Genomic DNA, 26,132 nt, shown 5'->3' with positions numbered 1-26,132 from the left:
AAAGCCTGTTGACGCAGAAATGAGAATTGTTATTATTATCGCAACTGATCGCGAGGTCAGCCGATAGCTGAAGGCTCAGGCAGTCGATCCTTCAGGTTATCTCCTCATCAGGCTAATCACGGTTTTGACCCGGCTCTGCCGGGTCTTTTTTTGCCTGCATAAAAGCGAGCCGCTTCACCTGCCCGACTGGCGCAACTGTGCGCAGTGATCCTGCTCCGGTTGCGCCGGTGTATACCAGACATAATCGGCTTGTGCGGCGGACACAGCCTCGCCCACTTCAGCAAGCATCAGCACACCCACCGGCTCCCCTGACAGATCCTCGATATGCAGCGGCACACCCAGATCACGCCGCACATGAAACGCGCCAGCGAACAGCATTGCAGGCTTCGGTGCAGCGATCATCCGCTCCGCCATGCGCCGATCACGCTGCTGCTGCACCGCCAGCATCGCCGGCAGCTGGGTCGCGGGCAGCATCCCGCAGTGGGAGACTTCGATCTGCGCCAGTAACGCATCACGGATCGCATCGGTGGCGGACGCGCGCCCAGAGAGTGCCGGTGCAGCGCGGTAGATCGACATGATCTCCTCGCGCCCCAGGTTGGCATGCAACAGCGGATAAGGTTGGTCGAGTGCATAACGGACCAGCGGCCCGTACAGCTCCCAGTCCCACCCCTTCTGCCAGCCGAGCGCCTGTGGCAGATCGTCTTCCGCACGACCCTCCGCCAAATCCCCGCGCACCGTATCGACTCGTGCCTGCTGCCCGGGCTCGAGCATCTCCAGCAACAGGCTGCCTTGCGGACGCGCCTGCGCAAGCGCCTGCAACAGCCAGAGCTGCAGGGCGTGATGATCCGGATTGTCGTGGCGCTCGCCGATCAGTAGACCTTCGTGTGTCTGCAGTCTCGCCACGAGCTGGGCGGGCGTTACTGCTATGCCGCGACGGAGATCGACGATCACGCCAAGGTCGGGATGATCGCGGCCGTCGGGGCTTTGCCATTCGGGCAGTGGCGGCAATGCCTGGCAACCCGCAAGCAATCCCAATATCAGCAACAGAGCAATGCGCACGGCGCACCTCCTCAACGGGCGATGATCAGCGGATGACCGCGTTCGGGATGGCGCTGCACCAGCACGTCCAGGCCGAACACCGCTTCCAGCGGTTTGGCGCGCAACACTTCGTCGACCACGCCCTCCGCATGGGGACGGCCGTCCTTGAGCAGCAGAATCCGATCACAGTAGCGCGCCGCCAGGTTCAGGTCATGCAGAATGACCATAGCCGCCCCCCCCTGCGCAGCGAAGCCTCTGACCGTCTGGAGAATGCTGTGTTGATGCGCCGGGTCGAGCATCGAGGTGGGCTCGTCGAGCAGCAACACGCGCCCCGGCCCGCCCGGCCACAGTTGCGCCAGCACTCGGGCAAGATGGACCCGCTGGCGCTCACCGCCCGATAATTTGAGGTAGCTGCGTGCGGCCAGATGCTGTGCGTCCGCGGCAGCAAGCGCCGCTTCGACAATGGCAGTATCGGCCCGACGTCCGGTGCGGTGAGGCATACGCCCCATGGCCACCACGTCCGCGACGCGGAAGGCGAAATTGAGCGTCGAGCTCTGCGGCAACACCGCCAGACAGCGCGCGCGCTCCAGGTCCGGCCAGTCAGCGAGTGCCCGACCCTGCAGCACGACATGACCCGCGGATGGCACGAGCTCACCGGACAGCGCCGCGAGCAACGTACTCTTGCCAGCACCATTCGGCCCGAGCACACCGAACACCTGCCCTGGCCGCAGCTGCAGCGATACTCCCTGCAAGGCGGTGATCGCGCCACGCCGTATCGTAAGATCATTGCCAGCCAGCATCAGACGCGCTCACGCAGCAGTAGATAAAGGAAGAACGGCGCACCGAGCAGTGCCGTGACGATGCCGATCGGCAGCTCGGCAGGCGCAATCACCAGTCGAGCGGCGACATCGGCAAGCAGTAGCAGGCTGGCGCCGGCAAGCGCCGATGCCGGCAACAGCAGCCGATGATCGGGCCCGACCAGCAGGCGCATCAGATGCGGCACGACCAACCCGACAAAGCCAATCAAACCGGCCGCCGCGACCGCTGCACCGACTCCCAGCGCGGTGCAGACGACCAGCTCGCGCTTGATGCGCTCGACATCGAAGCCCAGATGGCGCGCTTCCGACTCACCCAGCAGCAGCGCATTCAACGCCTTCGCCCGCTGCGGCAGCCAGAACGCCACAGCGATCGTGATCAGCAGCAGCGGCCATAACCGCGCGTAGCTGGCGCCATTCAGGCTGCCCAGGTTCCAGAAGGTCAGCGAGCGCAACGTCCGGTCGTCGGCCAGATACGTGAACAGTCCGACCACCGCACCCGCGAGGGCCGTGAGTGCGATACCGGAAAGCAACATGGTGGCGACATGAGTCTGGCCATCGCGCCGCCCCAGGCGATAGACCAGCAGCGTAACGCCGAGCCCGCCGATGAAGGCGAACGCCGACAACAGGTAGGGCTCCCAGATCAGCGGCAATGCCGGGACGAATGTGGCTCCGACGATCGCAACTGCGGCCCCCAGAGCTGCGCCGCTGGACACCCCGACCAGCCCCGGATCGGCCAGCGGATTGCGAAACAGGCCCTGCATCGCCACCCCACAAAGGGCGAGCACCGCGCCGGCAGCACAACCCAGCAGCGTCCGCGGCAGGCGAATCTGCGCAAGGACCAGCTCCGCCTGCTCCAGCCCGGCCCTTTCGATTGGCGCGCCAAGCAGCCTGAACGCAGCCGCCAGACTATCGCCCAGCGCCAGGTTCAGCGGCCCCAGGGCCAGCGATAGCCAGATTGCGATCAATAGCAACAGAGCGAGTACGACAAACAGCAAGCGCGCAGAAACCAGACTACCCATCGGAGTGCTTCGCCAAGCGGTATGAGCGGCGAAGGATAAGAGCGTGCTGCGAGCGCCGCCAGCCCGGAGAAGGCGATCAGGCTGCACATGACAGCTAGCTGGGCGATAATCGCCGCCTCAGGGGGAGGACATGATGATCCGATTGTGCGCGACATCCGAACTGCTTGAAGGACAGAGTCGCGGCTTCACTGTCGGCGACCTGAAGGTGATCGCGGTTCGCAGGGATGGCCAGCCGTACCTGTACGAGAATCGCTGCCCCCACCGCGGCGTGCCCCTGGAATGGCAACCGCACCAATTTCTCGACGACAGTGGCAGCCTGCTGCAATGCGCGACCCATGGCGCACTGTTTCTCATCGAATCCGGCGAGTGCGTGGCCGGGCCCTGTGCCGGACAGGCGCTACGCCAGCTGGATGTCGCCGAACAGGCGGGGAGCATCTGGTTGCAAACTGATCGGCAGAGCGACAGTTGAACGCGGGCGCCGAGACCCGCGCTTGGTTATCATGCCGCCACAGCTTTACCGTGAGATCGCCATGCTTCGCCTGCTGAGTCTGCTGCTCCTGCTCTTTGTGTTACCCGCCAACGCCGGCCTGTTCGACAGCAAGCCCAGCGCAACCCTCGGCGGCGCACTGAACAACAGTGGCGACTTCCTGCCGGTGCGCGAAGCCTTCCGGCTGAGCCTGGTCGAAGCAACCCCTGAACGGGTCACGCTGCGCTTCGTAGCCGCGGACGGTTACTACCTCTACCGGCACCGCTTTGCCTTCCAGACCAGCGAACCGAACGTCACGCTTGGCGAGGCGAAGCTGCCCGATGGCGTACCCAAGGTCGACGACTATTTCGGCGAGATCGAAGCCTATTACGGCATCGTCGATATCGACGTACCAGTCACCAACCCGGACAACCGCCCTTTCGTTCTGCAGGTGTCCTATCAGGGTTGCGCCGACAAGGGGCTGTGCTACCCGCCGGAAACCGAGTCGCTGCCGATTGGCGACGGGGCCGCATCAGCGACCACTGGCATCGGCAGTCAGACCAGCCAGCGTGACCTTTCCTGGAAGTCGATCGCCCTGTTCTTTCTCGCCGGGCTGGGACTGACCTTCACGCCCTGCGTCCTGCCAATGCTGCCAATTCTCACCGGCGTCGTGCTGCGTGATCAGCCGGGTGGCATGCGCAGCTTCCTGCTGTCGCTGGCCTACGTACTGCCCATGGCCGGCGGCTTCGCCCTGCTTGGCGCACTGATGGGGGTGTTCGGGGCAGAGCTGAATCTGCAAGCGCGCCTGCAATCACCCTGGGTTCTGGTCCCGTTTGCGCTGTTCTTCGTCGCGTTTGCTCTGGCGATGTTCGGCCTGTTCGAGCTGCGCCTGCCGCAGGCGCTCGCCAGCCGGCTCGACCGTCTCGCCGGCAATGCACGGGGTGGCTCGTTCACCGGCGCCGCCTTGCTTGGCGCGGTATCGAGCCTGCTGGTATCGCCCTGCGTCTCAGCGCCACTGGCCGGCGCACTGCTGTACATCAGCGCCAGTGGTGATGCGCTGGGCGGAGGCTTGAAGCTGTTCGCCCTGGGGCTGGGGATGGGCGCGCCACTGGTGCTGTTCGCCACCGGCGGCGGTGCCCTGCTGCCCAAGAGCGGCCCCTGGATGATCAGCGTGCGCAACGTATTCGGTGTGCTCCTGTTAGCAGTCGCCGTCTGGATGCTCGAACGCGTACTGCCTGGTCCGCTGGCGCTAGCTTTGTGGGGTCTGCTGGCCGCCGGCAGCGCGGTCTTTCTCGGCACGCTTGAGCTCACCAGCAAGACACCACGGCAAAAGCTCGCCCAACTAGCCGGCCTGGTACTGCTGGTCTATGCGCTGGCGGCCTGGGTCGGCGCATTGCAGGGTGGCTCGGACCCGCTTCGCCCGCTACCGCATGCCATTGGCGGGGCAGCGCCAAGCAGCGCGGCCAGCGAAGGCTGGCACACGATCTCCACGCCGGCCGAACTCGATTCACAGCTGGCCGCAGCCCGCGCCGCCGGCCAACCACTGATGCTGGACTGGTATGCCGACTGGTGCATCAGCTGCAAGGTGATCGAACGCGAAGTCTTCGCCAATGCCAAGGTAGCACCGCGCCTGGCCGACTATCGTCTAATCCGCTTCGATATCACCGAAAGCAACGCAGCCCAACGCAGCTTGCTGGACCGTTACAAGCTGTTCGGCCCCCCCGCCATCCTGTTCTTCGATCGCAGCGGTAACGAGATGGCCGATGTCCGCGTAGTCGGCGAAATAGACGCCTCCGGCTTCGCCGAGCGGCTGGATCGGGCCGCCGCGGGACTCTAGTCAGCAGACGAAGCTGCCCCCGCCTCGCCCGCGGCAAGCCAAGCGCTCATTTCCGGATGGAATGATTGCGGCAATCTTCAGACATAATGCGGGCATTTCCCTCGATTGAGACATGACTGGACAGTCAGCCCTCGCTTGGGGCATAGTTTTTCCCCTTCGCGACCCAGCCGCCATTGGCCGGCCAGCGCATCCAGAAAAACAAGGAACATCAATGGCCACGCTTCTGGTCCTCCACGGGCCGAATCTGAATCTGCTCGGCACCCGCGAACCAGGCGTCTACGGCGCAGTGACGCTGGCGCAGATCAACCAGAATCTCGAACAGCTTGCCCGTGATCGCGGACACCACCTGCTGCATCTGCAATCCAACGCCGAGTACGAGCTGATCGAGCGCATCCACGCCGCTCGCAGTGAAGGTGTCGACTTCATCCTGATCAATCCCGCGGCATTCACGCATACCAGCGTCGCATTACGTGACGCGTTGCTGGCCGTGAGCATCCCATTCATCGAAGTGCACCTGTCCAATGTGCACAAGCGTGAACCTTTCCGCCATCACTCCTACTTTTCCGATATCGCGGTGGGTGTGATCTGCGGCCTTGGCGCCAGCGGCTACCGGCTGGCCTTGGAGGCCGCCCTGGAACAACTCGCTGCTTCCTGAGGGACCCGCACGCACGGCGTCGTGTCTTGAAGAAGCGAGCAGCAATGCCCTTTGAACTTACCTCGGAGTCAATGCTTCATGGATATTCGCAAAGTCAAAAAGCTGATCGAACTGCTGGAAGAGTCCGGTATCGACGAACTGGAAATCCACGAGGGTGAAGAGTCGGTACGCATCAGCCGCCACAGCAAGCAGGTCGCGATGCAGCAGCCCATCTACGCCCAGGCTCCGGCCGCACCAGCTCCCGCTCCGGTAGCGGCTGCCGCCCCGGCCGCTGACGCTGCTCCGGCTGCGCCCAAGCTGAACGGCAACGTGGTCCGCTCGCCGATGGTCGGCACCTTCTACCGTGCATCCTCGCCGGAATCCAAGGCATTCGTCGAAGTCGGTCAGAGCGTGAAGAAGGGCGACATCCTCTGCATCGTCGAAGCCATGAAGATGATGAACCACATCGAGGCCGAGATCAGCGGCACCATCGAATCCATCCTGGTGGAGAATGGTCAGCCGGTCGAATACGACCAGCCGCTGTTCACCATCGTTTGAACCGCGGAGAGCCAGCGATGTTGGAAAAAGTACTGATCGCCAACCGCGGCGAGATCGCCCTTCGAGTTCTGCGCGCATGCAAGGAACTGGGCATCAAGACCGTGGCGGTGCACTCCACTGCCGACCGTGACCTGATGCACGTGTCGCTGGCCGACGAGTCCGTCTGCATCGGCCCGGCCGCCTCTGCCAAGTCCTACCTGAGCATCCCGGCGTTGATCGCCGCTGCCGAAGTTACCGGCGCCGACGGCATCCATCCCGGCTACGGCTTCCTCGCCGAGAACGCCGACTTCGCCGAACAGGTGGAGAAGTCCGGGTTTACCTTCATCGGCCCAACCGCCGACGTCATTCGCCTGATGGGCGACAAGGTATCGGCCAAGGACGCGATGAAGCAGGCCGGCGTGCCGACCGTTCCGGGCTCTGACGGCCCACTGCCGGAAGACGAGAAGGAAGCGCTGCGCATCGCCCGTGAAGTGGGCTACCCGGTGATCATCAAGGCCGCCGGTGGCGGTGGTGGTCGCGGCATGCGCGTGGTGCACAAGGAAGAGGATCTGATCGCCTCGGCCAAGCTGACCCGCAACGAAGCCGGCGCAGCCTTCGGCAACCCGATGGTCTACCTCGAGAAATTCCTCACCAACCCACGCCACGTGGAAATCCAGGTGCTGGCCGACGGCCAGGGCAACGCCATCCACCTTGGCGACCGCGACTGCTCGCTGCAGCGCCGTCACCAGAAGGTGATCGAGGAAGCCCCAGCCCCGCTGATCGATGAAGAAGCCCGCCGCAAGGTCCAGGCCCGCTGCGTCAAGGCGTGCATCGACATCGGCTACCGCGGCGCCGGCACGTTCGAGTTTCTCTATGAAGACGGCAACTTCTACTTCATCGAGATGAACACGCGCGTTCAGGTCGAACATCCGGTTACCGAGATGGTCACCGGCATCGACATCGTCAAGGAGATGCTGCTGATCGGTGGCGGCCAGAAGCTGTCGATCAAGCAGGAAGATGTGGTCATCCGCGGCCATGCCGTGGAGTGCCGCATCAATGCCGAAGATCCGCGCACCTTCATGCCCAGCCCGGGCAAGGTGAAGCACTTCCACGCGCCAGGCGGCAACGGTGTGCGCGTCGACTCGCACCTGTACGACGGCTACTCGGTTCCACCGCACTACGACTCGCTGATCGGCAAGCTGATCACCTTCGGTGCCAACCGTGACGAAGCCATGGGCCGCATGCGCAACGCACTGGACGAGCTGATCGTCGACGGCATCAAGACCAACGCCCCGCTGCACCGCGATCTGGTGCGCGATCCCGGCTTCTGCAAGGGCGGCGTGAACATCCATTACCTGGAGAAGAAACTGGGTATGGACAAGCACTGAGCCCCGCTCGGCGCTGTACTACAGAGGCTGCCTTCGGGCGGCCTCTGTCGTTTCTGCGGCTCGGCACCAAACCGCCCACGCTGGCCGCAACACGCCGCCTCCAGTAAGCTTGCCGGCCTTTACCGCGACCCCACTCGAGAGGCTTCCATGTCCTGGCTGCAGATCCGACTCGCCATCACCCCCGATCAGGCCGAAGCCCTGGAAGACCAGCTGCTGGACGTGGGCGCGGTTTCCGTGACCTTCATGGACGCCGAAGATCAGCCGATCTTCGAGCCGGATCTCAACACCACGCCGCTGTGGTCGCATACGCACCTGCTGGCACTGTTCGAAGCCGATACCGATCCGGACGCCTTGCTTGCCCATCTGCGACTGCTGCGTGGCGGTGAGCTACCCGAGCATCAGATCGAGGTGATCGAGGATCAGGATTGGGAGCGCAGCTGGATGGACAACTTCCAGCCGATGCGCTTCGGTCGCCGCCTGTGGATCGTCCCTAGCTGGCACGCGGCACCCGAGCCTGACGCCGTCAACCTGCTGCTGGACCCCGGACTGGCCTTTGGCACCGGCACCCATCCCACCACGGCGCTGTGTCTCGAATGGCTGGATGCGCAGTCCTTGCAGGGGCAGTCGTTGCTGGATTTCGGCTGCGGCTCGGGGATTCTGGCAATTGCCGGCCTGCTGCTGGGCGCCGAGCACGCCGTCGGCACCGACATCGACGTGCAGGCATTGGAAGCCTCGCGCGACAACGCCATGCGCAATGGCATTGCCGATGAACGTTTCGCACTGTATCTACCCGAGCAGCTGCCGGAAGAGCCCGCCGATGTAGTGGTCGCCAACATCCTTGCCGGGCCCCTCGTCTCGCTCGCACCGCGCATCACTGCTCTGGCCAAGCCTGGCGGCCGTCTGGCGCTGTCCGGCATCCTGGCCGAGCAAGCGGAAGACGTCCGCGCGGCTTACAGAGAGGCGTTCGAGCTCGACCCAACCGCTGAAAAGGACGGCTGGGTACGTATCAGTGGCGTTCGCCGTGACTGAGGCAGCTTGAGACTCCGCCCGCACCCCCGCATGCCAGCCGCCGCGACCCACTGCCGCTCTGCGCCTGGCTTACGCTAGACTAGCCGGCACATTCGCGCGGAAACACGCATGACCAGCTTCATCACCCAGTGCCCCAACTGCAGCACCCGCTTTCGTGTCGGCCGCAGCCAACTGCGCGCAGCCCATGGCGCAGTGCGTTGCGGCGCCTGCCTGGAAGTCTTCAACGCAGCTCACCGTCTGCTGCGCGATGAACTGAATCCAACCCAGCCGCTGAGCGCCCCTGAGGCCACGCAGGCCACGCCTCAGACGGCCGGAGTCGCCGGTACCGCCGAGCCAGCCGCAACCACAAGATCCGATGAAACCCTGTGGATCCATGACGACCTGGACCTCGACAGCCTCGATCTGGACGAGGAGCTGGCCAAGCTGGAGCAACAGGAGCGCGAGCTCGCACGCGACCTGCTCAGCCTGGAATCTGAACGTCAAATCTCATCGGAGCCGATTGTCCGTAACGCGAATGCCGCCTCCGAGCACGATGAAAGCTGGGCAGAGATCCTGCTGAACGCCGAACGCGGCGCCGGACCGTCAATGGACAGTTCGCCCGAGGAGGCGATTCACTTCACTCCGGTGACGGCTGAATCGCCACAACCACCAAGCCCGTTGGCGATAAACTCCGCGCCGCTCGCGACGGCCAAGGCCCAACAGATCCGTAGCGAGCGCATTGAGCCAGCGCTTGCCGCTTCGACTGCCCCCGATAACGAGAATGATGCAGCCAGCTCAACCGCACCGCGTCGAGAGCCGGACCTGCGTGGCGAGCCGCTATTCGAACTCGACGACGAGCCCTTGCAACTGGATTGGCAGGAACGCAGGAAGCCCTGGGGACGCTGGCTGGGCTGGGGTGCACTGAACCTCCTCGCAGTGCTTGCCCTGGGCGCACAGTATGTCGCCTACAACTACGAAGAGCTGTCGCGACAGCACCAGTACCGCGCCTGGTTCGAGCGTATCTGCCCGACGCTGGGCTGCGAACTGCCTGCGCTGGTCGATATCGACCAGATCAAGAGCAGTAACCTGGTGGTACGCAGCCATCCGGAGTTCACCGGCGCGCTGGTGGTGGATGCGATCCTCTACAACCGAGCCCCTTTCGCGCAACCGTTCCCGCTGCTGGAGATCCGCTTCGCCGACCTGAACGGCAAACTGCTGGCCAGCCGCAGTTTCAAGCCCAGCGAATACCTTTCTGGTGAGCTCGCAGGGCGTTCGCAAATGCCGCCGCAGGTGCCCATCCACATCGCCCTGGATATCCTCGACCCCGGCGCCAAGGCCGTTAATTACAGCCTGAGCTTCCATTCGCCGGAATAGCGACTCGACCCTTTCCGCTCCGCCCTGAGCGCATCAACGCCCTACAACTGTCATATCCAAACTCCCGGCGATAAGGCGACCGCTGTTCAGAATTTGTTCAAAACAGCCTTTAACCCGTCATGCGTAGCGGGTATTATGCCCACCCTTTTTTGCAGTCCCGATCGACCTAACAAGCAGGCCCCAAGCAGGGAATCTTCATGTCAGCGGTACGTATCGGCCCCTACACCTTGACCAATCCGTTGATCCTCGCGCCCATGGCCGGCGTGACCGATCAGCCGTTCCGCCAGTTGTGCCGCCGCTTCGGCGCGGCCCTGGTGGTCTCGGAAATGCTCACCAGCGACATGCGCTTGTGGAACAGCCGCAAATCGCGCCTGCGCATGCCCCATGCGGACGAACCCGAACCGCGCTCGGTGCAGATTGCCGGTGGCGATCCGCAGATGCTGGCAGATGCCGCACGGCGCAACGTCGAGCTAGGGGCGCAGATCATCGACATCAACATGGGTTGCCCGGCGAAAAAGGTCTGCAACAAGGCGGCCGGCTCGGCACTGATGCGTGATGAGCGACTGGTTGGGGAGATCCTCGACGCCGTCGTGGGCGCGGTAGACGTTCCGGTGACACTGAAGATTCGCACCGGCTGGGATCGGCAGAACAAGAACGGCCTGAGCGTCGCGCGTATTGCCGAGCAGGCAGGCATTGCAGCACTTGCCGTTCATGGCCGGACCCGCGCCGACCTGTACACCGGCGAGGCCGAGTACGACACCATCGCCGCCATCAAGCAGGCGGTTTCGATCCCGGTGTTCGCCAATGGTGATATCGACTCGCCGCGAAAGGCCGCACGGGTTCTGCGGGCGACCGGCGTGGACGGCCTGCTGATCGGACGTGCGGCGCAGGGTCGCCCGTGGATCTTTCGCGAAGTGGAGCATTATCTGCGCACCGGCGAGCTGCTGGCAGCGCCGACGCTGGAAGAGATCGAAGACACCTTGCTGGAGCATGTGCAGGCGCTGCATGAATTCTATGGCGAGGTGATGGGAGTCCGTATCGCCCGCAAGCACGTGGGTTGGTATCTCGCAACACTACCGGGCGCGCGGGACTTCCGTGCCCGTTTCAATCATCTGGAAGACAGGGATGCACAGGGCTTCAGCATTCGGCAGTTCTTTGCCGAACAACGCTCAGGGCCTGGCTCGGTGGATGGAACAGAGGTGGCCGCATGACGCTGTTGAATGAAACATTGGTAAGTGGAACAACATCCGTGAGTGACAACGTGAACCTCAAGCAGCACCTGAACACGCCGAGCGAAGCGGGGCAGACGCTGCGAGGCAGCGTCGAGAAAGCGCTGCACAACTATTTCGCCCGCCTCGAAGGTGCCGACGTCACGGACGTTTACAACCTCGTACTCTCCGAAGTGGAAGCGCCGCTGCTGGAAACCGTGATGCACTACGTCAAGGGCAACCAGACCAAGGCTTCCGAACTGCTGGGCCTGAACCGCGGCACCCTGCGCAAGAAACTCAAACAGTACGACCTGCTCTGACGCGACAGCTGGCGGGCGCGGCTGTCCGCACCTGCCTGCTTCGCGGACTCAAGCCTGTAGCCTCTAGGAAACGTCAATGACCGACCAAACCACCCGCCTCCCCGTGCGCCGCGCGCTGATCAGCGTGTCCGACAAGACCGGCGTCGTCGATTTCGCCCGCGAACTCGAAGCCCTCGGGGTCGAGATCCTCTCCACCGGCGGCACCTTCAAGCTGTTGCGTGACAACGGCATCGCTGCCGTCGAAGTGGCCGATTACACCGGCTTCCCGGAGATGATGGACGGACGGGTGAAGACCCTGCATCCGAAGATCCACGGCGGCATCCTTGGCCGCCGCGACCTGGATGGCGCGGTGATGGCCGAGCATGGCATCGCGCCGATCGACCTGGTGGCGGTCAACCTCTATCCGTTCGCCGCCACCGTGGCCAAGTCCGGCTGCACCCTGCCGGACGCCATCGAGAACATCGACATCGGCGGCCCGACCATGGTCCGCAGCGCGGCGAAGAACCACAAGGACGTCGCCATCGTGGTCAATGCCGAAGACTATACGGCAGTGATCGACAACCTGAAGAACGGCGGGCTGACCTACGCCCAGCGCTTCGACCTGGCGCTCAAGGCATTCGAACACACAGCCGGCTACGACGGCATGATCGCCAACTACCTCGGCGGCATCGACCAGAGCACCGAGCAGCTCAGCACCGAAAATCGCAGCCTGTTCCCGCGCACCTACAACATGCAGTTCATCAAGGCGCAGGACATGCGCTACGGCGAGAACCCGCATCAGCAGGCCGCCTTTTACGTCGAGAAGCCGGACGAAGCCTGCGTCGCCACCGCCAGGCAGCTGCAGGGCAAGGAGCTGTCGTTCAACAACGTGGCCGACACCGACGCCGCGCTGGAGTGCGTGAAGAGTTTCACCAAGCCTGCCTGCGTGATCGTCAAGCATGCCAACCCCTGCGGCGTCGCCGTGGTACCGGAAGACGAAGGCGGCATCCGCAAGGCCTACGACCTGGCCTACGCCACCGACAGCGAGTCGTCGTTCGGCGGCATCATCGCCTTCAACCGCGAACTGGACGGCGAAACCGCCCAGGCCATCGTCGAGCGCCAGTTCGTCGAGGTAATCATCGCGCCCAAGGTTTCCCAAGCCGCCCGTGACGTGGTGGCCAGCAAGGCCAACGTGCGCCTGCTCGAATGCGGCGAGTGGCCGGCCGAACGCAGCCCGGGCTGGGACTACAAGCGCGTCAACGGCGGCCTGCTGATCCAGAGCCGCGACATCGGCATGATCACCGAAGCAGACCTGAAGATCGTCACCCAGCGCGCGCCGACCGAGCAGGAGATCCATGACCTGATCTTCGCCTGGAAAGTGGCCAAGTTCGTCAAGTCCAACGCCATCGTCTACGCCAAGAACCGCCAGACCGTCGGCGTTGGTGCCGGCCAGATGAGCCGCGTCAACTCCGCGCGCATCGCCGCGATCAAGGCCGAACATGCCGGCCTGCCGGTTCCGGGTGCGGTGATGGCCTCGGACGCGTTCTTCCCGTTCCGCGATGGCATCGACAATGCGGCCAAGGCCGGTATCACTGCGGTGATCCAGCCGGGTGGCTCGATGCGCGACAACGAAGTGATCGCTGCGGCTGATGAAGCCGGCATTGCCATGGTGTTTACCGGCATGCGCCACTTCCGCCACTAAATCGGCCGCATTCGGACAGGCATCTGCGGCGTTGCCCGACTCTTCCCCCATGCTCATTGCCAGAAGGCAACTCCGCTGGGTGAAGAATCGGGCGCCTTGCATCTACCAGCCCGATCACGACCTCAGAATTCGTAGGGTGGATAACGCTTCGCTTATCCACCAAGCGGGCGACCGGCCCGCCTCCATTGGGAGAGAGAAATGAATGTACTAATCATCGGCAGCGGCGGCCGCGAGCACGCCCTGGCCTGGAAGGTCGCGCAGGACCCACGCGTCGCAAAGGTCTTCGTCGCCCCGGGCAATGCCGGCACCGCCACTGAAGCCAAGTGCGAAAATGTCGCCATCGACGTGCTGGCCATCGAGCAACTGGCGGACTTTGCCGCCGCCAACGTGCAGCTGACGATTGTTGGTCCGGAAGCGCCGCTGGTAAAGGGTGTCGTCGACCTGTTCCGTTCGCGCGGCTTGGACATCTTCGGTCCCACCGCCGCCGCAGCGCAGCTGGAAGGTTCGAAGGCATTCACCAAGGACTTTCTGGCTCGCCACGCGATCCCGACCGCCGACTACCAGAACTTTACCGAAGTCGAGCCCGCCCTCGCCTACCTGCGCGAGAAGGGCGCGCCGATCGTCATCAAGGCCGACGGTCTGGCGGCGGGCAAGGGCGTGATCGTCGCCATGACCCTGGAAGAAGCCGAGGATGCCGTCCGTGACATGCTCTCCGGCAATGCCTTTGGCGACGCCGGCGCCCGTGTGGTGATCGAGGAGTTCCTCGATGGCGAGGAAGCGAGTTTCATCGTCATGGTCGATGGCGAGAACGTGCTGCCGATGGCTACCAGCCAGGACCACAAGCGCGTCGGCGACGGCGACAGCGGCCTGAACACCGGCGGCATGGGTGCCTACTCCCCCGCTCCAGTGGTCACCGCCGAAGTGCATAAGCGCGTGATGGACGAGGTGATCTACCCGACCGTGCGCGGCATGGCTGCCGAAGGCAACGTCTACACCGGCTTCCTCTATGCCGGCCTGATGATCGACAAGGCCGGCGCGCCGAAAGTCATCGAGTTCAACTGCCGCTTCGGCGATCCGGAAACCCAGCCGATCATGGTGCGCCTGGAATCCTCGCTGGTCCTGCTGATCGAGGCCGCACTGGCCAAGGCACTGAACAAGGTAGAGGCCACCTGGGATCCGCGCCCGACCGTGGGCGTGGTACTGGCAGCTGGCGGCTACCCGGGCGACTACGCCAAGGGCGACGTGATCGAAGGCCTGGACGATGCAGCCGTGCTGGATGGCAAGGTGTTCCATGCCGGCACCGCGCTGAACGCCCAGGGCCAGGTGGTCACTGCCGGCGGCCGCGTACTGTGTGCGACCGCCATCGGCCGCAGCGTGTCAGAAGCGCAGCAGCAGGCCTACCGTCTGGCGGAAAAAATCCGCTGGAATGGCTGCTTCTATCGCAAGGATATCGGTTATCGCGCCATCGCCCGGGAGCTTGGCGAGGGTTAATCCCGGTCAGTCGCCAGGAATGCGCGCGGCGCCAGGTTTTATCGCCGCCGCACGCATTACAGGCCGAAGGCGGCATGGCTATAATCCGCCGTCACACTCATGAACGGACTTCTCTAGTGGGTCGGCTCCGGATCGCCATCGCTGTCATCTTCGGCCTGCTGCTGATCAACCTGATCCCGCTGTCGGCCCAGGCTGCCATTGCTCAGCCGTCGCCCTCCACCGTCCTCGTCGAAGCTGACTCGGTGCCGCAGAACTGGCGAATCCTCATCGATCAGTCCGGCGGGCTCACGCTTGATGAGGTGCTGTCTCAGCGCGCGCTGTTCCAGCGGCTCGATAAACTTTCCTACAGTGCCCCGGCGAGCAACCGGGCGGTCTGGCTTCAGGTCAGCCTGCCATCGCTGACCAAACCCAAGTGGCTCTGGCTGTTTGCACCTCGCGTGCAGTACCTGGATTTCTATCTGCTGCGCGATGGGCAACTGGAGCAGCACACCGCCACCGGCGAATTGCGGCCGCTCAGCACCAGGCCTCTGCCCAACCGCGCCTACCTGTTCAGCCTGCCGAATGACGGCCAGCCGCGGGAAGCCTATATCCGCCTGCAGTCCAGCCATCCGGTGATGACCTGGTTCAAGACCATCGACGACAGCGGCCTGGTCAGCCAGACCAAGCCGGCCTACCTGTTCGGCGCCCTGTTCGGCGCGCTGGCCTTGCTGATGGTCTACAACCTGCTGCGTTTTGCCTACACGCTCAGTTACACCCATATCTGGCTGAGTCTGTTGCACGGCGCGCTGCTGGTCTGCGCCGTAGCCAACCTGGGCGTGCTCGCAGTCTGGCTGCCGGGGCTGACCTATAGCCAACCACTGATTGCTGATCTGGCTGCGTTGCTGGCCAGCACTGCGTTGCTCGGCTATACGCTGGGCTTCTTCCACCACCGTGGTCGCACCTGGATCACCTGGCTGCTGGGTCTCGAGTTCAATCTGATCCTGGCGCTGGCCGGCAGCATTCTGCTCGGCCAATGGCCCTGGTATAGCTGGCTGATCTATTCGATGGGGCTGGTCGCCTCCTTCAGCGTGCTATTCGTCGCGCTCTATCACTGGCGCCAGGGTTACCAACCAGCACGCCTGGTCGTGGCCGGGCTGACGCTGTTCAACAGCGGCATGGTGTTCTTCATGCCGATGTTGCTGGGCTTCGATCAGCTCGATCCGGGCTGGCTGACCGGCGGGCTGTTCAGCCTCGCCACACTCGGCGGCCTGCTGCTCAGCTTCGCGCTTCTCGAACGGCAACGTCAGCTGCAGAGCGATAGCCGCACCCAGTACACGGCCGAAGCGGTCACCAGTGCCGAACTGAAAACCAAGGCTGATTTCCTGTCGAAGATCAGTCATGAGCTGCGCACGCCGATGAATGGCGTGCTGGGCATGAGCGAGCTGCTACTCGGCACTTCGCTCTCGGCCAAGCAGCGCGATTACGTGCAGACCATCCACAGCTCGGGCAACGAGCTGCTCAACCTGATCAACGAGATCCTCGACATCTCCAAGCTGGAGTCCGGGCAGATCGAACTCGATGATGTGCAGTTCGATTTCAATGCGCTGATCGAGGACTGTCTGAGCATCTTCCGCGCCAAGGCAGAACAGCAGAAGGTCGAGCTGATCAGCTTTATCCAGCCACAGCTGCCGCAAGTGGTAGCCGGTGACCCGACGCGCCTGCGCCAGACCTTGCTGAACCTGCTGGAAAACGCCTTCAAGCAGACCGACGAAGGCGAAGTGCTGTTGATCGCAGCGGTAGACGGCCCACAGGACAACCCTCGCTTGCGCATCACCGTACAGGACAGCGGCCGGCCGCTCGAGCCGTACGAGCGCGATGCGCTGCTCAATGCCGCGGTAGACAGCCACGATTTCCTCGCGGCTACGCGCCATGGCGGACGCCTCGGCCTGATCATCGCCCGCCAGCTGGTACAGCTGATGGACGGTGATTTCGGCATCCAGACAGGAACTACCCAGGGCAACACGCTATGGATCAGTTTGCCGCTGGCCAGCGAAGGGCTGGCGCAGAACAATGCCGATCTCGACGGGCCACTGCAGGGCACGCGGCTGCTGATCGTCGATGACAACGACACCTGCCGCAAGGTTCTGGTCCAGCAATGCAGCGCCTGGGGCCTGGAAGTCAGTGCCGTTGCATCAGGCAAGGAGGCACTGGCCCTGCTGCGGACCAAGGCGCATCTGCGCGAGTACTTCGATGTGGTGCTGCTCGACCAGGACATGCCCGGCATGACCGGCATGCAACTGGCGAGCAAGATCAAGGAAGACTCCAGCCTCAACCATGACATTCTGCTGATCATGCTTACCGGCATGGGCAGCGCCCCCAGCAAGATCATCGCGCGCAACGCCGGCATCAAGCGCATTTTGGCCAAGCCGGTCGCTGGCTACACACTGAAGACCACGCTCGCCGATGAACTGGCGCAGCGCCTGCAGAGCAGCCAACTTCGCCCCGCGTTAGCGTCGCCACCCCTGGCCCCACTCGAGGTTCCCAGCGACTTCCGCATCCTGGTTGCCGAAGACAACAACATCTCCACCAAGGTCATCCGCGGCATGCTGAACAAGCTGAACCTGCAGCCGGACACGGCCTGCAACGGTGAGGAGGCGCTGGAAGCCATCAAGGCTCAGCCATACGACCTGGTTCTGATGGACTGCGAGATGCCAGTGCTCGACGGCTTCCAAGCCACCCAGCAGTTGCGTGAGTGGGAGGCCCGCAACGGGCGCTCACGCACGCCGGTGGTGGCGCTGACGGCACACATCCTCAGCGAACACCGCGAGCGCGCGCGCGAGGCTGGCATGGACGGCCATATGGCCAAGCCGGTCGAGCTTTCGCATCTGCGTGAGCTGATCGATCACTGGGTCCGGGTCAAACAGGCCGAAAGCGTAGACTGACCGCGCTACCGGTAGCCATCAGCCAGCGGCGTCACATCGCTGATCACCAGACCACTCTCCGGCTTCGCCGGCATGCGCGACAGGTCGATGCGCAGATCCTGTGCAGGCACCGCGTACTCCGTCTCGCGGGTCAGCCTGCGCAACGCGACCTTCAGAAGTTCAGTGGCCAGTCGCTCACCCGGACAACGATGCCCCTCGGCAGGATCTCCGCCACCCTGGGTCACGAAGCTGAAGGCATTGCCCTGCCAATTAATAAAGCGTTCAGGCTGAAATGCGTCGGCTTCACTCCAGTGCCGCGGATCCCTGTTGGTGCCCCACAGGTCGAGCATCACCTTCGCCAAGCAGCGCCAGCGAGCTTTGCAGGTGTTCGTCACCGGGACGGCGTACTCCACTTTTTGCCAAGTCTGCAGTCGACAGCACAGTGTCGAGCGTTGCCGCGAGGATGCCCCGAGAGTCGGAAAACTGAACAAAGCCGGCCGGTTGCTGCCGATTATCTGGACGAGTCGACACAGGGTGGCGGTTATAGCCCTGGCGGCGATCAGGCCGACCGGCACGCGCTGGCGACGAGCGTGGCCGTTCTGCACACTCCCCAAGGAGCCACGCAATGATGAAGAGGAGCGACGTCGCCTGGACCCTGATCGGGATCTCGGCTGTGCTGCTGTCCGGCTATCTGCTGTACCACGAGGTGCGCAATATCTCGCTGGCCGAACTCACCGATAGCTTGCAAGCGATCGGTGCCGGTGGCTGGCTGTTGGCTGGACTGTCGACCCTGGGAGCCTACGTCGCGCTGGCCTGGTACGACCGCATCGCCATAGCGCACCTGGGCAAGCGGATATCCTGGTGGTTCATCGCGCTCTGCTCGTTCACCACCTATGCCCTGGCCCACAACATCGGTGCGTCGGTTTTTTCCGGCGCCCTGGTGCGCTACCGCGCCTACCGCAGCAAAGGGCTTACGCCACAGGAAATCGGCATTCTCATCGTCTTCTGTTCCCTGACGTTCGCGCTGGGAGTGCTGTTGACCGCAGGTGTCGTCTTGATCCTCAAACCGCAACTGCTGGACCGCATCGTCCACAGCGCCCGCTGGGTGTCGCTCGCCGTCGGCTCCGGGCTGCTTGTGTTGATTGCGCTGTACGTCTTCGGCGCCTGGCGGCAACTGGCTCCGTGGCGCCTCGGCAAGTGGCACATCGAGTATCCACGGCTGCCGATCGTCGGCCGGCAACTGCTGGCCGGGCCACTAGAGCTGCTCTGCGCAGCGGCGATCATCTATTTCGCGCTTCCAGCGGAGAACAACCCGGGTTATCTGACGATACTCGGGGTATTTCTCGCTTCGTTTTCATTGGCCCTGCTGTCGCACGCTCCCGGTGGGCTCGGCGTACTGGAACTTACGTTTCTTGCGGCCCTTCCGGAGCTCCCCACGGTAGATGTGCTGGCGGCGCTGATTGTTTTCCGCGGGTTCTATCTGCTGTTGCCGTTCGCTCTGGCCATTTTGATCGTCCTGGCATTCGAACACGGCCAATGGCGCGAGCGCCGAGCCGCTATGCAGCGGCGTTGAAGGCATACGAACAGCGGAATAAACGCGCGCAACGCCCAGACCGACGAAGATGGTCTGGCGAACCGACGCCACACAGGCGATCATGCAGCCCTCTCCAGACCATCCCGATGTCATGACCGATACCATCCACACCCACGCCGAACACAAACCGCGCCCGCTGATCGACCTGGCCGTCAGTATCCTGCTCCCGTCGCTGATCCTGATGAAGCTAAGTGGCGAAGATCGCCTCGGCGCCGATGGCGCACTGCTGGTCGCCCTGGCTTTCCCGCTGGGCTGGGGGCTATGGGAACTGGCCAAGTACCGCAAGTTCAACTGGATCGCCCTGCTCGGCCTGATCAGCGTGTTGCTGACCGGCGGCATCGGTCTGCTGCAGTTGGATACCCAGTGGCTGGCAGTCAAGGAAGCCGCCGTGCCGGGCATCATCGGCATCGCCGTGCTGGCCTCGACCCGCACTCGTTACCCGCTGATTCGCACCTTGCTTTACAACCCCAAGGTGCTCAACGTGGACAAGATTCACGAACAGCTCGAGCACAACGGCCAGGTCGAGCACTTCGAGACGCGCCTGCTCCGCGCGACCTACCTGCTCAGCGGCACCTTCTTCTTTTCGTCGTTCATGAATTACGTACTGGCCAAGTGGATCGTCAACAGTCCGGCCGGCAGCGAGGCGTTCAACGCCGAACTCGGGCGGATGACGCTGCTCAGCTACCCAATGATCGCGATTCCCAGCATGCTGATGATGATGGCGATCTTCTATTACCTTTGGCGAACCATCCACGGCCTGACCGGCTTGCGTCTGGAGGACATCATGGCCGGTGCGCAGGAGCAGGGCCGCAGCAAGTAGAACGTCACGCATGAAAAAAGGGCTGCTCGACACGCGTCGGCAGCCCTTTTTTGCTCCCGTTCGATCAGAACAGCAGCTTGAATATCCCGATCACCACGATCAGTCCGATAATGAAAATGATGCCCGCGGTCCCGCCGATGAATTTCAGCATGCTGTTCTCTCCCGTTTCCAAAGTCTGTGTTTTTGTGACACCCCCGGCCCGGGGGCGTTCGACAAAATCCGACATGCAAACGGCGAGTCGGCCCGCTGCCAACGAATAAGGTGCAATCAGCTGGACGCCAGCACCATCCAGAGCGGCAGGCTGATGACCGCCATCACCGTGGACAGAAAAACCGTCGAACTCACCGCCCGGGTGTCCTCCGAATGTTTGACGAAGGCCAGCACATTCACTCCGCTAGGGCAGGCCGCCAGCAACACCAGCACATTGCGTGCGTCCGCAGTCAGGCCCGGCAGCAGGCCGCTTAACCACCAGACCAGCGCCGGGAACAGCGCCAGTTTGATCAGCGTCAGCAGCAGTACCGAGCCGCTGGGTCGCAACCGGTAACGCGACAGGCTGATACCCAGCACCATCAGTGCGCAAGGCAGCGCCGCTTGAGCCAGCCATCCGGCAACGCGCCACAGCGGCTCGGGCAATTCCAGGCCGGAGACATTCAGCAACGCACCCAGCAGTAGGCCGATGATCAGCGGGTTCGCCAGATTTTTCAGCAGGGCCGGCACGCTTACCTTGTCGCCGTCGCCCAGCGCCGCATAGAAGCTCTGCAACGAGAACAGCACCAGGCTGTGGAACACCAGGATGGCGAAGACGTAGACCAGACTTTCTGCGCCAAGCAACGTCGTCACCAGCGGAATACCGACCAGCACATTATTTGAATAGGCGGCGGTCAGGCCCAACGGCGTTGCCCGCCCGGCCCGTTGATGGGCAACCGCGTTGACCAGCAGGAATACCAGCAGAACCGGCACGAAGTAGGCCAGCAGAAGCATCGGCGACATGCCGTCGCTCAGCTCGGCACGAGCGATTCCGCTGAACAACACCGCCGGCATGAACAGTTTGAAGGTGACGCTCGCCAAGCCGGCGGCACCCTCGTTGCCCAACCATTGGCGCCAGCCGAACAGATAACCGAGCGAAATCAGACCGAAGATCGGCAGGATTGCCAACACCACCACCATGCTGCGCCTCTCCCTAGAGCCGAACGTCAGGCCGCGCCCAGGCGCGGGGGCGCAAGAATACACCTGTGACTGGAGAAATCGCACGATGGCCAGGCGGCCACCGTGGGCGCCGCATCAGGCGCGAAAGGTTCTTTCGCGAACGGCGGAGCGTTGCTCCTGCTGACGCAGGCTGGCAATGACGTCGCCCAGATCATCCTGCCAGGAGTGGGGCGCAAGGCCAAACGTCGACTCGAACCGGCTGCAATCGAGCACCGACCAGGCCGGACGGCGAGCAGGCGTTGGATATTGCGCGGTTGCGATCGGCGATACGCTCGGCTGCCGTGCAATCAGGCCGGCGGCTTCGCCTTGGCGAAAGATCTCGACGGCGAAGTCGTACCATGAACAGGCCGGTGCGCCGCTGTAGTGGTACACCCCCCAAGCGAGCTTGGCGCCGGTGGCATGGCGCCGAGCCAATTCCAACAGGACCGAAGCGATGGTCCCTGCCTCGGTCGGGCAGCCAATCTGGTCGCTCACCACGCCGAGCGCGTCGCGCTGCCGAGCGAGCCGCAGCATGGTCTTGACGAAATTGTGCCCATGCACGCCATACACCCAACTGGTACGCAGGATCAGATGGGCGGGCAGGCAGGCGCGGATCGCCTCTTCACCGGCCAGCTTGCTCGCGCCGTAGATCCCGGTCGGCCCGGTTTCATCGCTCTCGAGATACGGATGGTCGGCCTCTCCAGAGAACACGTAGTCGGTAGAAATATGAAACAGCGGAATACCGGCACGTTCCGCGACCTCGGCGAGATTACGCGCACCATCCCGGTTGACCGAATAGGCCTGTTCGCCATGGGATTCAGCGTTGTCCACATGGGTGTAAGCCGCCGCATTGATGATCAGCCCGGGGCGTTGCTGCATTGCCGCTGCAACCTGTTCCGGCTTGGCAATGTCCAGCTGCGCCCGAGCAGGCGCCAGCACTTCCAAGCCAAAACTTGCCGCTCGCTCAACCAGCTCTCGACCAACCTGGCCACCAGCACCGCAAACGAGGATTCGCATTCTTTGTCGCCTCATCGATGACGCCCGCAGCAAGGCGAACGTCCGAAATCAAGTCTGTCCACGACGCCACGCGCACAGGTCGCGAGGCCGCCCGAAGAAACCATCGAAACCGGCAGGATCGCGTCATTACGCCGTAACAAACGGCGGAGCAGAGCCTACCCGTACGTGATGGTTGTGGTTTCCAGCCTCGTTGAGGCCAGACGAAAGGCACTTTGTTCCCCGGCTGTGCACAAAAAATTTATCGCGTCATCGTTCATGGCAGCTCACAGCAACACTGGCAATCGGCCACTGATGCGCAGTTCGGTGGGTGACAAATCGACGCCGTAAGCGAGCACTTCCACCCCAGCCGCGACTGCGTCGCGCAGGGCGGCCGCATATACCGGATCGATCTCCTGTGCCGGCCGAACCGCCTCGACACCGCTGAGATTGACGCAGTAAAGCTGCACCGCGCGCACTCCCGCACGCGCCAACGCCGCCAGTTCACGCAAGTGCTTGGCGCCGCGCAGGGTCACCGCATCCGGAAATGCCGCCACCGCCGTGTCGGCGAAGCCAAGCGTGACGCTCTTGACCTCGACGAAGGCGGCAATGCCAGCGTAATCGAGACGAAAATCCACCCGACTGTTCTCCACACCATAAGCCACCTCGCGCTTGAGCATCGTGAAGCCTGCCAGCTCGGTGATCTGCCCATTCAGCAGCGCCTCCTCGATCAGCGGATTGGCGCGCGCCGTATTCACGCACGCCAACCGCCCCTGCGGCGTCTCGACCAGCTCCCAGGTGCCCGGCAATTTACGCCGTGGATCGCTGCTGCGCTGGAACCACACCCGCGCGCCCTCCTCCATGCAATTGAGCATCGAGCCGGTGTTCGGGCAGTGGATGCACAGCGCTTCGCCCTCGTCCGTGACGATGTCGGCGAGAAAACGCTTGTAGCGCTTGACCAGGCGCCCCTGCTCCAGGGGTTGCGCGAAACGCATCAGGCTTGCCAGCTGCGCAGGCCACGGGCAATGCGCTCGACCGCCTGCTGCAGGCGCGGCAGATCCTGGGTATAGGCAAAGCGCACGTGATGCCCGGCCTGAAAGCGGCCGAAGTCCAGTCCGGGGGTGATCGCAACGAACTCGGTTTCCAGCATGTGCTGGCAGAACGCGTAGGCATCGCCGCCGAACGCGCTGATGTCGGCATACAGATAGAACGCGCCCTGCGGCTCGACCGCAATACCGAAGCCGAGCTCGCGCAAGGCCGGCAAAAGGAAATCACGCCGGCGAGCGAACTCGGCGCGGCGCGCTTCGAGAATCTCCAGTGTCGCAGGCTCGAAGCAGGCCAGCGCCGCGTGCTGAGCCATGCTCGGCGCGCTGATGTAGAGGTTCTGCGCGAGCTTCTCCAGCTCCGGCACCGCAGTCGGCGGCGCCACCAGCCATCCCAGACGCCAGCCGGTCATGCCGAAATACTTGGAGAAGCTGTTCAACACGAACGCGTCATCGTCTACCTCGAGCACGCTCGCCGCGTCCACGCCGTAGGTCAGCCCGTGATAGATCTCATCGACCACCAGATGACCGCCGCGTTCTTTCAGCGCAGCGGACAATCTGGCCAGTTCGTCACGCTCCAGCAGCGTGCCCGTCGGATTGGCCGGCGATGCCACCAGCGCACCGACGCTGTCGCGATCCCAGTAGCGCTCGACCAGCTCGGGGGTGAGCTGGTATCGAACGTCGGGGCCGACTGGCACCAGTTGCGCGGCGCCTTCCACCAGCCGCAGAAAATGCCGATTGCAGGGATAGCCCGGGTCGGCGAGCAACCAGTGCTTGCCGGGATCCACCAGCAGGCTGGCCGCCAGCAGCAGTGCGCCGGAGCCACCGGGCGTAATCAGGATGCGTCCGGGGTCGATGGATAACCCATAGCGCTGCGCGTAGAAAGCCGCAATTGCTTCGCGCAGCTGAGGCAGGCCGCGCGCCGGGGTATAGCGCGTGTGCCCGGCGGCCAGCGCCGCTTGCCCTGCAGCGACGATGGGCGCGGCGGTAGTGAAATCCGGCTCGCCGATTTCCAGATGAATGACGTCGTGGCCTTGAACTTGCAGCTGGTTCGCCCGCTCCAAAAGCGCCATGACGTGGAAAGGTTCGATTGCGCGACTGCGCGCACTGTATGACGAGGTCATCTGACCTTCCTGTTGAGAACGAAACGTGAATTCTACCCAAGGTCCCGATACTGCTGCAGTTACTGTTGGATTCGGGAGTAGCGCACCCCGATCCGATCTGGTAAGTTCGCCCGCTTGCAGCCGCAGGGCCGGCACGGGCCGGCAAGGGACAAATCATCCTGCGCAATGGACATAGCGAGAGGCGTTCATCCATGCCCATTACCAAAGAAACACCGTCGAGCAAGCAACTGATTCGCGCCTTCGAGCCCTATAAGGAAAGCAAGGGCGAGGAATACATGAGCGACAAGATGCGCGCCCACTTCACTGGCATCCTGAACAAGTGGAAACAGGAGCTGATGGAAGAGGTCGATCGCACCGTGCACCACATGCAGGACGAGGCTGCCAATTTCCCTGATCCGGCCGACCGCGCCAGCCAGGAAGAAGAGTTCAGCCTGGAACTGCGCGCCCGCGACCGCGAGCGCAAGCTGATCAAGAAGATCGACGAAACGCTGCAGCTGATCGAAGACAACGAATACGGCTGGTGCGATTCCTGCGGCGTCGAGATCGGCATCCGCCGACTGGAAGCCCGCCCTACCGCCACGCTCTGCATCGACTGCAAGACGCTGGCGGAGATCAAGGAAAAGCAGATCGGTTCCTGATCCCGAACGGGGCGCTTCGGCGCCCCGCTTCATTTCCGTCTCTGCTGCGCCTCATCCGCCCCGCCATCCCTGATCGCGCCGGCTCCGCCATGCCTTCTGCCACATCTGCCCACACCGAGCGCTACGTCGGCCGTTTTGCCCCGACGCCCAGCGGCTATCTGCATTTCGGCTCACTGGTCGCCGCCCTTGCTTCCTATCTCGACGCCCGCGCGGTCGGCGGTCGTTGGCTGCTGCGCATGGAAGACATCGATCCACCGCGGGAAATGCCCGGCGCGCAGAAAGCCATCATCGGAACGCTCATCAGCTACGGCTTCGAGTGGGACGGCGAAATGCTGCGCCAGAGTGAGCGTCATGATGCCTATCGGGATGCGATTGACCGCTTGCTGGAGCAACGGCTGGCTTATGCCTGTACTTGCTCGCGCAAGCAGCTCGAAGCCTACCCCGGCCCCTATCCCGGCTTTTGCCGCACGGCCGGGAACGGCCTCGACGATGCCGCCATCCGCCTGCGCGTGCCTGATCGAGAATACGGCTTCGTCGATCGTGTGCAGGGCGAGTTCCGCCAGCATCTGGGCCGCGAGGTCGGCGACTTCGTCATCCGCCGTCGCGACGGCCTGATCGCCTATCAGCTGGCCGTGGTGCTGGACGACGCCTGGCAGGGTGTGACCGACGTCGTGCGCGGCGCCGACCTGCTCGACTCGACGCCGCGCCAGCTCTACTTGCAGGAACTGCTTGGTCTGCCGCAACTGCGCTATCTGCATCTGCCGCTGATCATCCAGCCAGACGGCCACAAGCTCGGCAAGAGCTACCGCTCACCACCACTGCAACCCCATGAGGCCAGCCCGCTGCTGCTACGCGCACTGCGCGCGCTCGGCCAGCAGCCTGCAGATGAGTTGAGTGACGCCCTCCCGGGCGAAATCCTCACCTGGGCGGTAAGGCACTGGAATGCCGATCGCATCCCGCGCACCCGGACATTGGCAGAAGCACAGCTGCGCTGAGTAGCCGGCAGCAACAAGGCG

At 63.4% G+C, this 26,132-nt stretch carries 25 protein-coding genes; 16 read left to right on the top strand and 9 right to left on the bottom strand.

Annotated features, from left to right (window positions below):
• Positions 1–174: 174 nt before the first annotated feature.
• The 3 genes from BHD08_RS21580 to BHD08_RS21570 are packed head-to-tail and all read right to left on the bottom strand — an operon-like array spanning position 175 to position 2,821.
• A complete protein-coding gene (locus tag BHD08_RS21580) occupies positions 175–1,059 on the bottom strand; it encodes a ChaN family lipoprotein (RefSeq protein WP_125024863.1) in 885 nt (294 codons plus the stop codon).
• A gap of 11 nt (positions 1,060–1,070) precedes the next feature.
• Positions 1,071–1,838: a heme ABC transporter ATP-binding protein gene (locus BHD08_RS21575; RefSeq protein ID WP_125024861.1), complete on the bottom strand. Its 768-nt coding sequence runs from the start codon at positions 1,836–1,838 to the stop codon at positions 1,071–1,073.
• A complete protein-coding gene (locus BHD08_RS21570) occupies positions 1,838–2,821 on the bottom strand; it encodes an iron ABC transporter permease (RefSeq protein ID WP_162557750.1) in 984 nt (327 codons plus the stop codon). Before BHD08_RS21570 ends, BHD08_RS21575 begins: the two co-directional genes overlap by 1 nt.
• A gap of 187 nt (positions 2,822–3,008) precedes the next feature.
• Between BHD08_RS21570 and BHD08_RS21565 the strand changes: the two genes are divergently transcribed.
• The 12 genes from BHD08_RS21565 (at position 3,009) to BHD08_RS21510 (ending at position 17,740) form a co-directional block, all read left to right on the top strand.
• Positions 3,009–3,344, top strand: coding sequence for a Rieske (2Fe-2S) protein (locus BHD08_RS21565; protein WP_106157762.1), 336 nt, complete (start codon positions 3,009–3,011; stop codon positions 3,342–3,344).
• A gap of 31 nt (positions 3,345–3,375) precedes the next feature.
• A complete protein-coding gene (locus BHD08_RS21560; protein WP_125024856.1) occupies positions 3,376–5,178 on the top strand; it encodes a protein-disulfide reductase DsbD in 1,803 nt (600 codons plus the stop codon).
• 211 nt (positions 5,179–5,389) lie between these two features.
• The gene (gene aroQ, locus BHD08_RS21555; RefSeq protein ID WP_106157760.1) at positions 5,390–5,833 is read left to right on the top strand and encodes a type II 3-dehydroquinate dehydratase; all 444 of its coding nucleotides are present in this window, start codon (positions 5,390–5,392) and stop codon (positions 5,831–5,833) included.
• 78 nt (positions 5,834–5,911) lie between these two features.
• Positions 5,912–6,370 carry an acetyl-CoA carboxylase biotin carboxyl carrier protein gene (gene accB / locus BHD08_RS21550; RefSeq protein WP_023446134.1) on the top strand — a complete coding sequence of 153 codons (459 nt, stop codon included), beginning with the start codon at positions 5,912–5,914 and terminating at the stop codon, positions 6,368–6,370.
• A 17-nt stretch (positions 6,371–6,387) separates the two neighbouring features.
• The gene (accC, locus tag BHD08_RS21545) at positions 6,388–7,737 is read left to right on the top strand and encodes an acetyl-CoA carboxylase biotin carboxylase subunit (protein WP_015275919.1); all 1,350 of its coding nucleotides are present in this window, start codon (positions 6,388–6,390) and stop codon (positions 7,735–7,737) included.
• 147 nt (positions 7,738–7,884) lie between these two features.
• Positions 7,885–8,766: a 50S ribosomal protein L11 methyltransferase gene (gene prmA, locus BHD08_RS21540; protein ID WP_122098147.1), complete on the top strand. Its 882-nt coding sequence runs from the start codon at positions 7,885–7,887 to the stop codon at positions 8,764–8,766.
• A 108-nt stretch (positions 8,767–8,874) separates the two neighbouring features.
• Complete coding sequence (locus BHD08_RS21535; RefSeq protein WP_125024854.1) at positions 8,875–10,119, top strand: DUF3426 domain-containing protein; 1,245 nt, start codon at positions 8,875–8,877, stop codon at positions 10,117–10,119.
• Positions 10,120–10,316: 197 nt separating this feature from the next.
• A complete protein-coding gene (gene dusB / locus BHD08_RS21530; protein WP_106157757.1) occupies positions 10,317–11,330 on the top strand; it encodes a tRNA dihydrouridine synthase DusB in 1,014 nt (337 codons plus the stop codon).
• Entirely contained in the window at positions 11,327–11,647 is a 321-nt protein-coding gene (gene fis, locus BHD08_RS21525) for a DNA-binding transcriptional regulator Fis (protein ID WP_003279911.1), read from the top strand. The genes dusB and fis overlap by 4 nt, the downstream gene beginning before the upstream one ends.
• Positions 11,648–11,723: 76 nt before the next feature.
• The gene (gene purH / locus BHD08_RS21520; protein WP_125024852.1) at positions 11,724–13,328 is read left to right on the top strand and encodes a bifunctional phosphoribosylaminoimidazolecarboxamide formyltransferase/IMP cyclohydrolase; all 1,605 of its coding nucleotides are present in this window, start codon (positions 11,724–11,726) and stop codon (positions 13,326–13,328) included.
• Positions 13,329–13,526: 198 nt separating this feature from the next.
• The gene (gene purD / locus BHD08_RS21515; protein ID WP_125024850.1) at positions 13,527–14,819 is read left to right on the top strand and encodes a phosphoribosylamine--glycine ligase; all 1,293 of its coding nucleotides are present in this window, start codon (positions 13,527–13,529) and stop codon (positions 14,817–14,819) included.
• A 116-nt stretch (positions 14,820–14,935) separates the two neighbouring features.
• On the top strand, positions 14,936–17,740 hold the full coding sequence (locus tag BHD08_RS21510; RefSeq protein WP_125024848.1) for a hybrid sensor histidine kinase/response regulator: 2,805 nt from the start codon (positions 14,936–14,938) through the stop codon (positions 17,738–17,740).
• 5 nt (positions 17,741–17,745) lie between these two features.
• On the opposite strand, the gene BHD08_RS21505 is transcribed toward BHD08_RS21510, so the two are convergent.
• Entirely contained in the window at positions 17,746–18,069 is a 324-nt protein-coding gene (locus BHD08_RS21505; RefSeq protein ID WP_256678749.1) for a cytochrome P450, read from the bottom strand.
• A gap of 275 nt (positions 18,070–18,344) precedes the next feature.
• Here BHD08_RS21505 and BHD08_RS21500 point away from each other — a divergent pair, with 275 nt between their 5' ends.
• Positions 18,345–19,292, top strand: coding sequence for a YbhN family protein (locus BHD08_RS21500; protein WP_125024846.1), 948 nt, complete (start codon positions 18,345–18,347; stop codon positions 19,290–19,292).
• Between the two features lie 112 nt (positions 19,293–19,404).
• The gene (locus BHD08_RS21495; RefSeq protein ID WP_305777732.1) at positions 19,405–20,133 is read left to right on the top strand and encodes a VC0807 family protein; all 729 of its coding nucleotides are present in this window, start codon (positions 19,405–19,407) and stop codon (positions 20,131–20,133) included.
• 64 nt (positions 20,134–20,197) lie between these two features.
• Here the strand turns inward: BHD08_RS21495 and BHD08_RS22985 are convergent, their stop codons facing one another.
• From BHD08_RS22985 to BHD08_RS21475, 5 genes are all read right to left on the bottom strand, one after another.
• Positions 20,198–20,359: a hypothetical protein gene (locus BHD08_RS22985; RefSeq protein ID WP_015275910.1), complete on the bottom strand. Its 162-nt coding sequence runs from the start codon at positions 20,357–20,359 to the stop codon at positions 20,198–20,200.
• A 41-nt stretch (positions 20,360–20,400) separates the two neighbouring features.
• Positions 20,401–21,300, bottom strand: coding sequence for an AEC family transporter (locus BHD08_RS21490; protein ID WP_125024841.1), 900 nt, complete (start codon positions 21,298–21,300; stop codon positions 20,401–20,403).
• Between the two features lie 114 nt (positions 21,301–21,414).
• The gene (gene rfbD / locus BHD08_RS21485) at positions 21,415–22,335 is read right to left on the bottom strand and encodes a dTDP-4-dehydrorhamnose reductase (protein WP_125024838.1); all 921 of its coding nucleotides are present in this window, start codon (positions 22,333–22,335) and stop codon (positions 21,415–21,417) included.
• A gap of 263 nt (positions 22,336–22,598) precedes the next feature.
• Positions 22,599–23,306 carry a DNA/RNA nuclease SfsA gene (sfsA, locus tag BHD08_RS21480; protein ID WP_015275907.1) on the bottom strand — a complete coding sequence of 236 codons (708 nt, stop codon included), beginning with the start codon at positions 23,304–23,306 and terminating at the stop codon, positions 22,599–22,601.
• Entirely contained in the window at positions 23,306–24,478 is a 1,173-nt protein-coding gene (locus BHD08_RS21475) for a pyridoxal phosphate-dependent aminotransferase (RefSeq protein WP_015275906.1), read from the bottom strand. The genes sfsA and BHD08_RS21475 overlap by 1 nt, the downstream gene beginning before the upstream one ends.
• A gap of 191 nt (positions 24,479–24,669) precedes the next feature.
• Here BHD08_RS21475 and dksA point away from each other — a divergent pair, with 191 nt between their 5' ends.
• Both dksA and gluQRS read left to right on the top strand, forming a co-directional pair.
• Positions 24,670–25,116: an RNA polymerase-binding protein DksA gene (dksA, locus tag BHD08_RS21470; protein WP_003284903.1), complete on the top strand. Its 447-nt coding sequence runs from the start codon at positions 24,670–24,672 to the stop codon at positions 25,114–25,116.
• Between the two features lie 89 nt (positions 25,117–25,205).
• Positions 25,206–26,111, top strand: a complete 906-nt coding sequence (gene gluQRS, locus BHD08_RS21465) for a tRNA glutamyl-Q(34) synthetase GluQRS (RefSeq protein WP_015275905.1) — start codon at positions 25,206–25,208, stop codon at positions 26,109–26,111.
• The last annotated feature ends 21 nt before the right edge of the window (positions 26,112–26,132 follow it).

The organism is Pseudomonas sp. SCT (genome assembly GCF_003864275.1).
Lineage (GTDB): Bacteria > Pseudomonadota > Gammaproteobacteria > Pseudomonadales > Pseudomonadaceae > Stutzerimonas > Stutzerimonas stutzeri_AE.
Note: the sequence above shows the minus strand (reverse complement) of the source record. Positions and strands in the feature narration are given on the sequence as shown.